Source organism: Pectobacterium polonicum (genome assembly GCF_005497185.1).
In the GTDB taxonomy this organism is placed as follows: domain Bacteria; phylum Pseudomonadota; class Gammaproteobacteria; order Enterobacterales; family Enterobacteriaceae; genus Pectobacterium; species Pectobacterium polonicum.
In genome coordinates this window covers 1-7,218 of the sequence record NZ_RJTN01000043.1, presented here as the reverse complement: position 1 = coordinate 7,218, position 7,218 = coordinate 1, and the positions used below count along the sequence as shown (strand labels likewise).

The following is a 7,218-nucleotide window of genomic DNA, read 5'->3' as shown; positions in this document are numbered from 1 at the left end:
TGTAAGTTAGGTGTTTCTAATAAATTGAAGATTACTCTTATTAAAGAGGAAAACAAAAAATTTCTTAGGATGCACCGAGAATTATATGATTTTAAGTAAATTCAATCTCATCTGGTTGTTATTTTTAGTTAGTTTAGCATGAAAAACTAGATGGTCTTTTATTAACGATTTTTTATTAGGAAGTCTTTTTGCTAAGTTGTATGGTTAAAAAATCAATATTATATTGATAATGCTATAAAAACCGTTGAAGTGGTTTAAATGAAATACGGGAGTTTAAGATAATAATGGATGAAAAATTAAACACTATTGGTGAAGGTGTAGCCGTAGGTGTTGGTGCTGCGGTAGGTGCTGGCTCTGGTGCTGCGATCGGTGTAGCTGGCGTAGCTGCGGCTGCAGAAGCTGTGGCCGCTACTGCTGTAGCAGCTGGGGCGTCAGCATCCGTAACGACTGGTGCAATTGCTGCTGCTGGTGGCGGCGCCATTGCAACTGGTGGTACAGGTATGGCTGGTGGTGTTGCTGCTATAGCTAGTGCTGCTGCAAGTAGTGCGGTTGTTCCTGTCGTTGGGTGGGCTGTTGCTGGGGCCGCGGTAGTAGGGCTTGCATCATGGGGTGTATATAAGTTCATAACTAAGTAACCCCTATTAGCACTCCTATGATGCTGTATTTGTTTAAAAGTAATAGAAGCACATAGCATATTAATTTTTAGGCCCTTAGGGGCCTTTTTGTTGCAAATTGAAATATTTTATATAATATCATTGCTGTATGGATGTACAGTTATTTAAGGTGATGGATTGGCAATAAAACTACCAGGTTCGGGTTACGCAGTCGTGCGCTGTCGTGACCATGTCGTTGTAGCGACGTTTAAGGATTTTCCAGAATTTGACCGCGCACTGACGTACAGGAGGGGCGATATAATCTCATTTATGCCGCTCAAGCCTGATGAAATTATCGGAACGCCGACGCTCGTCACGCAAATGTTAGAGCGAGCCGGATATCGAGTAAGCCAAGTTTAAAATAACCATATATAATTCCCGCTGATGGCCTGAACAACCATCGCCTGCTGCGTCACTGGAGATAAACCAATGGCGCAAAAAAACGTATCAAATTCCCAATCACTGACGTTTAACGACGCCAGCGATTTTCTGTATTCAGCGGCAACCCTGTGGGGTGCTGCATGAAACAGCAATTCCACCTGGCTAATGACGCCGTCAAGCAAAATGCCATTAATTTTATTCGGCAACTACCTGTTGACCAAAAACGCCCTCTGGTTGTGGACATCAAAGATCCCAGTCGCACGAAGGCTCAAAACAATAAGATGTGGCCACTCCTGCAGGACCTTTCCGATCAAGTTATCTGGTTTGGAAGCAAATACGACAAGGAAGACTGGAAAGACCTGATCACTGCAATGATTGCTAAATCCAAGAAGCAAGAGCAGCGCATGGCTCCCGGCTTGGATGGCGGCATTGTGATGTTCGGTCAACGCACCAGCAAAATGAACATTCCGCAGATGGTAGAAGTTATTGAAGCCATTTACTGGTTCGGCACTCAGCAGCACGTTAATTTCAGTGAAAAATCCAAGCTGGAAATAGAGTGGGCTAAACGCTGGGGTGATCGGAATGGCTAAGTTACCCCGTCGTAAATGCAAAATCTGCGGTGAGAGATTCACACCTCAATTCGACAACATCCGCTGGTGCTGCCCTGAGCACGGCGCGCAGTACGCAATACAGCTCCGTGAAAAAGAAAAGCAGCGCCAGCAGCAGAAAAAACAGAAAGCAGATCAGGCTGCATGGCGTGAGCGCAAGGCGGCAGTCAAACCATTATCACACTGTATTAGCATGACGCAGCGCGCCGTCAATGACTGGCGGCGAGAATCTTTATTGGCTGCTGGCGACTGCTGCATATCCTGCGGCACGCGTGAGGCGTTCGCATGGCATGCTGGACACTACAGAACAACTGCCGCCGCATCACATCTGAGATTTGAGCCTGACAATCTGTGGCTACAGTGCCACACCTGCAACGTCCACAAATCGGGAAATATCGAAGCGTACCGCATTTCGCTGGTGGAACGGATCGGGGAGGTTCGCGTTCAGGAGCTGGAGAGTAACAACGACACGCATCGATGGACGCGTGAAGAGCTCGACAGAATCCGGGCAACCGCACGGGCTAATTTACGTAAACTGAAAAAGCAGGAGGCAGCGTGAAAGCAGCTAAAGATACATCATGGCAAGCATTGGCACGCGCTCCGCGTCGTTCGTATCTGGGTAAATATCGCAGGCTGACGCCAGAGAAAAATCGGTGGGTTCGTTCTCTACTAAATCACTGGGGGGCAGTGTACGGCGGCAGTGGCACTGAACACCTGTCAGCTGGTGGCGGCATATTTTCCCAAGCGGAAACCGGTTGGAGCTGTGAGCAGCAAGAGCGAATGGCGACAGTGCTCGATGGTCTGAGGGACATGGGCTATAAAGGCGATGATTTGCTCATTATGGCTAAAAAAATTCTATGGCCTAAAAAGTCGCTGGGGGACCTGATCGGTGATGCTGGTGACGAAGAAGAAGCTGCGTTCATGGAGCGTGTCATCCTTAATTCATTCAGCAAAGAAAACCCTGTTTATGAAATTGGGCGCGACTATTACACCTGGAACAAAACCATACTGGACATGGCACGCTGGCTTAATCGTAAGCACGCTCCTTCCTTAACGGAAAAACAGTGTATTGATAGGGTTCGCTGGTGCATAGAATTGTTTAACTCTGCCGTCTATTTCACGTTATTTGATGAGTTATGTCGAGAAAATGCAGAAAAAGGTTGAAAACAGGTTTTGAATCCGCATAATTTAGGTACGCTTCGCAAAGCTGTATCCAAGCGACAGAATCACGGAAACCCGCCATCAGTGCGGGTTTTTTATTTCAAAGGAATTGACGTTAATATGCGAAAAATCATTGTGTTAGTGCTAGCGCTTCCATTGACATCATTTGCTGCTATTAATGATATCAGCAAAGCAGCACATGAAATCTGTATGACTGAGTGGAATATCACAGACAAGGTGGGATCAACGGATAGAGATGTGCTAGCAATCATCAATGAAGAGGTATCCAGCTTCAAAGATCGTGGTTTTAGCCTTTCTGATTTCGGTATTGATGAGTCGGAGTATGTTGCCACATCAGCCAGAATTGCCGAATCATTTCGCAAAGATTATCGCCCTCCCAATCGACAATATGACGGCGATACAAGGGACATGTTCAGAGATCTAATGATCCCTGCTTGCGAGAAAAAAGTAAAAGAGAGTTTAACTAACCACTAAACGATAACGTCTCAAGAATCATGGACTGCGCGAACGCGTGGCTTTTTATGCTCTTTTCCTATTGATAACCTATATTGATACTGGTTGTAACTATTTGAAATGTAATCATTATAACTATTTTAATGCTTACCATTTCATTTCTCTGGCAAGGTATCTATAGGAAAAGAACATGAAACTTAATTTAATTAAGCTTTTACCGATTTTGTTGCTTGCGGGTTGTACGGCAACATATCAACCTGCACAAACGCCTGATGTAATCGAACCAACGGCTTCTGCACCAGCAGTGGTGGTAGCAACAGTTGATAATTGTCTGGTGGGTTGCCCTACTGGCGGAAGTTCACAGACGCTTATTCGTGATGCGTACACGTTGAACAACAACGCGTCGACTAAATTTGCGAATTGGGTGGCGTATAAAATCACAAAGACCAGCCAGGCTAGCGGTAGGGCGAGAAATTGGAAGCAAGACCCTGATTTACCGGCTACCGACACACTAGCTCCCGCTGCGTATGATGGTGCAAATGCTGCGTTAGCTGTGGATCGCGGGCATCAAGCCCCGCTTGCCGGGCTAGGTGGATCATCGGATTGGCAATCACTCAATTACCTCTCAAATATCACCCCTCAAAAAGCTGCTCTGAATCAAGGGGCGTGGGTACGTTTAGAGGATAAGGAGCGTGCGCTTGCAAATAGTGCTGGTGTATCAGCGGTCTACTCTGTTACTGGACCACTATTTGAGAAGAACATTGCGACGTTACCGAACGCGCCGACAGTTCAGATTCCTAGTGGCTACTGGAAAATAATCTTTATTGGTACGAGTCCAGATAAAGGTGAGTATGCAGCGTTTCTGATGAACCAGGACGCACTGAAAAGTGCTGATTTCTGTAGTTATCAGGTCACGGTTGACAGCATTGAACAGAAAACAAATCCGAAGTTGAGTATTTGGTCAAATCTCCCTGCCAATATTGCAGCGATCGTCAAATCGCAAAAAGGGACATTGGCTAAGAGCCAGTTTGGCTGTCCCTGATATATACACCACGAATTAATCCACAGACCCGCTACGGCGGGTTTTTTATTTCCTGTAAATCACACACAGCGCCCCGTACAGCGGAGGTGAGGCTATGACCAAAATGAGCACTATCTACAGCAGGTTATCATATGGAACTGGCGCGACATTAGCTGGCGGTGGCGTCTCTGCAAAGGCATACGCTGCAAAAACTGCCGCTGATAGCGCGTGGCTGATTGAGAAGATCGCGGGGTTAACGTTGAGCGACTGGGCAATCATTATCGGTATTGCATGCACTGTAGTTACATGCGGTGTTAACTGGCACTACCGCCGAAAGGAATATCAACTGAAATCAAGACGTATCAGCGCGGGGTGATCGATGTCATCACTAAAAACAAAATTAAGCGCTGCAATGTTAGCGCTCATTGCTGCTGGCGCGTCAGCTCCAGTTCTGCTGGATCAGTTTTTGATTGAGAAAGAGGGATTCAGGCTGGTGGCTTATAAAGATGGGGTCGGTATTTGGACTATCTGCGACGGCCTGACGACATATCAGGGGCAGAAAGTTGTGGCGGGAATGAGGCTAACGGCTGAGCAGTGCCGCACTGAATCATCGCGACGACACAAAGAGGCTCTTTCTTGGTTGCAGAGGAATATCAACCCCGCCGTATACGTCACACTAACTGAACCTCAGAAGGTCGGCGTGGCGTCGTTTTGTTATTGGAACCTCGGACCAGGTAAATGTACGACAAAAACAACATTCTGGCCGCGGCTGAACGCTGGCGATAAAAAGGGTGCGTGCGAGAGTATTAAGTGGTGGATTAAGGATCAGGGGCGCGACTGCCGCATACGGTCTAATAACTGTTACGGGCAGGTTGAGCGCCGAGATCAAGAATCTGAGCTGACGTGCTGGGGGCTAGATGGATGACAACAGCCGCTATCGCTATTTTTAAAGCACACTGGAAGCCATTAGCGCTCATAACGCTGGTGGCTTTTTTAATATGGGGATTCTCGCACTGGCGATATACAGCCGGTCAGGATGATGCCAATGCTGCGTGGCAATTAAAGTGGGCTCGGCGCGATACAGCAGATACTGAAGCGCTGGCGAAACGTCAATCTGATGAGCGTCAGGAAGAACGACGCAGACAGGAAGCGATCAATGCGATATCGACTAATGCGCAGCGTGAAATTGAACTGGCGCAGGCTGATGCTGTTAACGCTCAGTCTGCTGCTGTCGGGTTGCAGTCTGCAATCGGAAAACTCAAGCGGCAACTGGCAGCAAGTGAAACAGGCCGCATTTCCGCAATTACCGCAACAGGCGCAGCAAAATCCGAGGCCGCAATACTGCTTGCCGAGTTGCTTAGCGAATCTGACAAAGCAGCGGGAGAGTATGCAGCAGAGGCTGACGCAGCTTACAGAGCCGGAATGACTTGTGAGCGGGTCTATGACGCAATAACAGGAGAATCGTTATGAAGCACTAAAGCGGATAGACCGCGGCGAGTCGTGCCGACGCAGCAGTAATGATGCTGCCCCGAGTCTCCACGTAGAGAGCCAGATGCAGGTCCGAACTGCAACACACGCTGGTGAGGGTTAATGAGGAAGAAGGTGTGCCGGTACTCCAGAACGATCGCCAGTCGTTCACCGGTTAGAGGTGAGGGATTCATGAGATACCCCTGACTACGGACTCAAGGGCATGAGCGCGGCCACTGCGAGAGTGTGACTGGTATTATAATGGGCATCCTGAGATGCCCTGACAATCAAACAGGGATGCCTATTTTTCTGCAAATTTTAGATAATAAGGCACCAGTATTGTAAAAATCCTGTACACCTATGGCTGCACCACAGGCAGAACACTGCACGAAGAAATGTCGATAATTTGAACCTTTGATTTTTGTTTCTTTCATTTCAAACGAAGTTGAAGGGCACTTGGGGCAGGTTGTATTGGCCATAGTATTCCTTATTAGAGGTAATGAGATATTTCTCACTTAAAGGTTGGGGGTATTGCTTTTGGTTAGTATGCTACGTTTACGATTTATCCTTACCTTTATCAACCGAATAATTTTATTGCCATCACATTATTTATTTCTGAGTGAATAGCGTAATGGCTTTATAAAATTCTAATAACTCCGATGGTACCGCATAGTAAACAGCATATCGTATAGGTTTGCGCGGCTTCTCATGCTCGGTACCACGGGGTTTATAGTTTCCAGCATAGAGGAATATTCTGTTATGGCTGATAAAGAAATCACACGGCCATACCCGCCACCCCACCTCATGAACGAATTCAGCGTATACACCAGGCTAATTCCGGCAAACGAGATTTATGATTGGGTGGACAGGCAGATCATCAGCGAAAGTGGAAATCTGTATAACCCAGATCATTTCCATCTGCATACGGCTGACATTGCGTTTATGTGGGCGTCATCAGCATTCGAGAAAAAAGGCCGGACGGTTCTTGGTCAATGTGAAGAAGTGATGATGCGCGCTGGTGGATGGCAAAAGGCAAGAATGGAACAACAGATGCATGAATGGTTCGGCCGAGTGCCGACGTTCATCATCACGCTAGCTGCTGACTATTGTTCTCAGTGTAGTGATCTGGATTTCTGCGCACTCATCGAGCATGAGCTTTATCATATTTGCCACGCTACCGATGAATTCGGTGCACCGAAATTTAAACGAGATACGGGATTGCCGGTGCTGAAAATGCGTGGTCACGATGTTGAGGAATTCGTTGGCGTGGTTCGTCGCTACGGTGCCAGCAAAGAAGTGCAGGACATGGTTGATGCTGCAAACAGGCCAGCGGAGGTTGCTCACGTTAACGTCGCTAGAGCGTGCGGAACGTGCTTATTAAAATTGGCGTAAATTTAATACTGTTTGATACGGATGGTGGAATATGGCATCACTGAAACCAGAAGTGAAAGCC

General features: G+C 47.2%; 12 protein-coding genes. 10 read left to right on the top strand and 2 right to left on the bottom strand.

Annotation, left to right across the window (positions count from 1 at the left end):
• The first annotated feature begins 284 nt into the window (after window positions 1-284).
• The 9 genes from EDI29_RS22190 to EDI29_RS22145 all read left to right on the top strand — a co-directional run bounded on the left by EDI29_RS22190 (window position 285) and on the right by EDI29_RS22145 (window position 5,768).
• Window positions 285-635, top strand: a complete 351-nt coding sequence (locus EDI29_RS22190; protein WP_137742617.1) for a hypothetical protein — start codon at window positions 285-287, stop codon at window positions 633-635.
• Window positions 636-1,174: 539 nt separating this feature from the next.
• Window positions 1,175-1,624 (top strand): recombination protein NinB, encoded by a 450-nt coding sequence (locus EDI29_RS22180; protein ID WP_137742615.1) that lies wholly within the window; start codon window positions 1,175-1,177, stop codon window positions 1,622-1,624.
• Window positions 1,617-2,201 carry a recombination protein NinG gene (locus EDI29_RS22175; protein WP_137742614.1) on the top strand — a complete coding sequence of 195 codons (585 nt, stop codon included), beginning with the start codon at window positions 1,617-1,619 and terminating at the stop codon, window positions 2,199-2,201. Before EDI29_RS22180 ends, EDI29_RS22175 begins: the two co-directional genes overlap by 8 nt.
• Complete coding sequence (locus tag EDI29_RS22170) at window positions 2,198-2,806, top strand: hypothetical protein (RefSeq protein ID WP_167494548.1); 609 nt, start codon at window positions 2,198-2,200, stop codon at window positions 2,804-2,806. The genes EDI29_RS22175 and EDI29_RS22170 overlap by 4 nt, the downstream gene beginning before the upstream one ends.
• Before the next feature lie 117 nt (window positions 2,807-2,923).
• A complete protein-coding gene (locus EDI29_RS22165) occupies window positions 2,924-3,298 on the top strand; it encodes a hypothetical protein (RefSeq protein ID WP_137742613.1) in 375 nt (124 codons plus the stop codon).
• Window positions 3,299-3,467: 169 nt separating this feature from the next.
• Window positions 3,468-4,319, top strand: coding sequence for a DNA/RNA non-specific endonuclease (locus EDI29_RS22160; protein ID WP_137742612.1), 852 nt, complete (start codon window positions 3,468-3,470; stop codon window positions 4,317-4,319).
• A 94-nt stretch (window positions 4,320-4,413) separates the two neighbouring features.
• Window positions 4,414-4,674, top strand: coding sequence for an HP1 family phage holin (locus EDI29_RS22155; RefSeq protein WP_137742611.1), 261 nt, complete (start codon window positions 4,414-4,416; stop codon window positions 4,672-4,674).
• Between the two features lie 3 nt (window positions 4,675-4,677).
• Window positions 4,678-5,223 (top strand): lysozyme, encoded by a 546-nt coding sequence (locus EDI29_RS22150; protein ID WP_137742610.1) that lies wholly within the window; start codon window positions 4,678-4,680, stop codon window positions 5,221-5,223.
• Window positions 5,220-5,768 carry a DUF2514 family protein gene (locus EDI29_RS22145; protein ID WP_137742609.1) on the top strand — a complete coding sequence of 183 codons (549 nt, stop codon included), beginning with the start codon at window positions 5,220-5,222 and terminating at the stop codon, window positions 5,766-5,768. The genes EDI29_RS22150 and EDI29_RS22145 overlap by 4 nt, the downstream gene beginning before the upstream one ends.
• Here the strand turns inward: EDI29_RS22145 and EDI29_RS22140 are convergent.
• Entirely contained in the window at window positions 5,738-5,959 is a 222-nt protein-coding gene (locus tag EDI29_RS22140) for a hypothetical protein (protein ID WP_137742608.1), read from the bottom strand. The two genes, EDI29_RS22145 and EDI29_RS22140, sit on opposite strands and share 31 nt — an antisense overlap.
• 93 nt (window positions 5,960-6,052) lie before the next feature.
• On the bottom strand, window positions 6,053-6,244 hold the full coding sequence (locus EDI29_RS22135; protein WP_137742607.1) for a hypothetical protein: 192 nt from the start codon (window positions 6,242-6,244) through the stop codon (window positions 6,053-6,055).
• Between the two features lie 280 nt (window positions 6,245-6,524).
• Here EDI29_RS22135 and EDI29_RS22130 point away from each other — a divergent pair, with 280 nt between their 5' ends.
• Window positions 6,525-7,157 (top strand): putative metallopeptidase, encoded by a 633-nt coding sequence (locus EDI29_RS22130; RefSeq protein ID WP_137742606.1) that lies wholly within the window; start codon window positions 6,525-6,527, stop codon window positions 7,155-7,157.
• Window positions 7,158-7,218 lie beyond the last annotated feature (61 nt).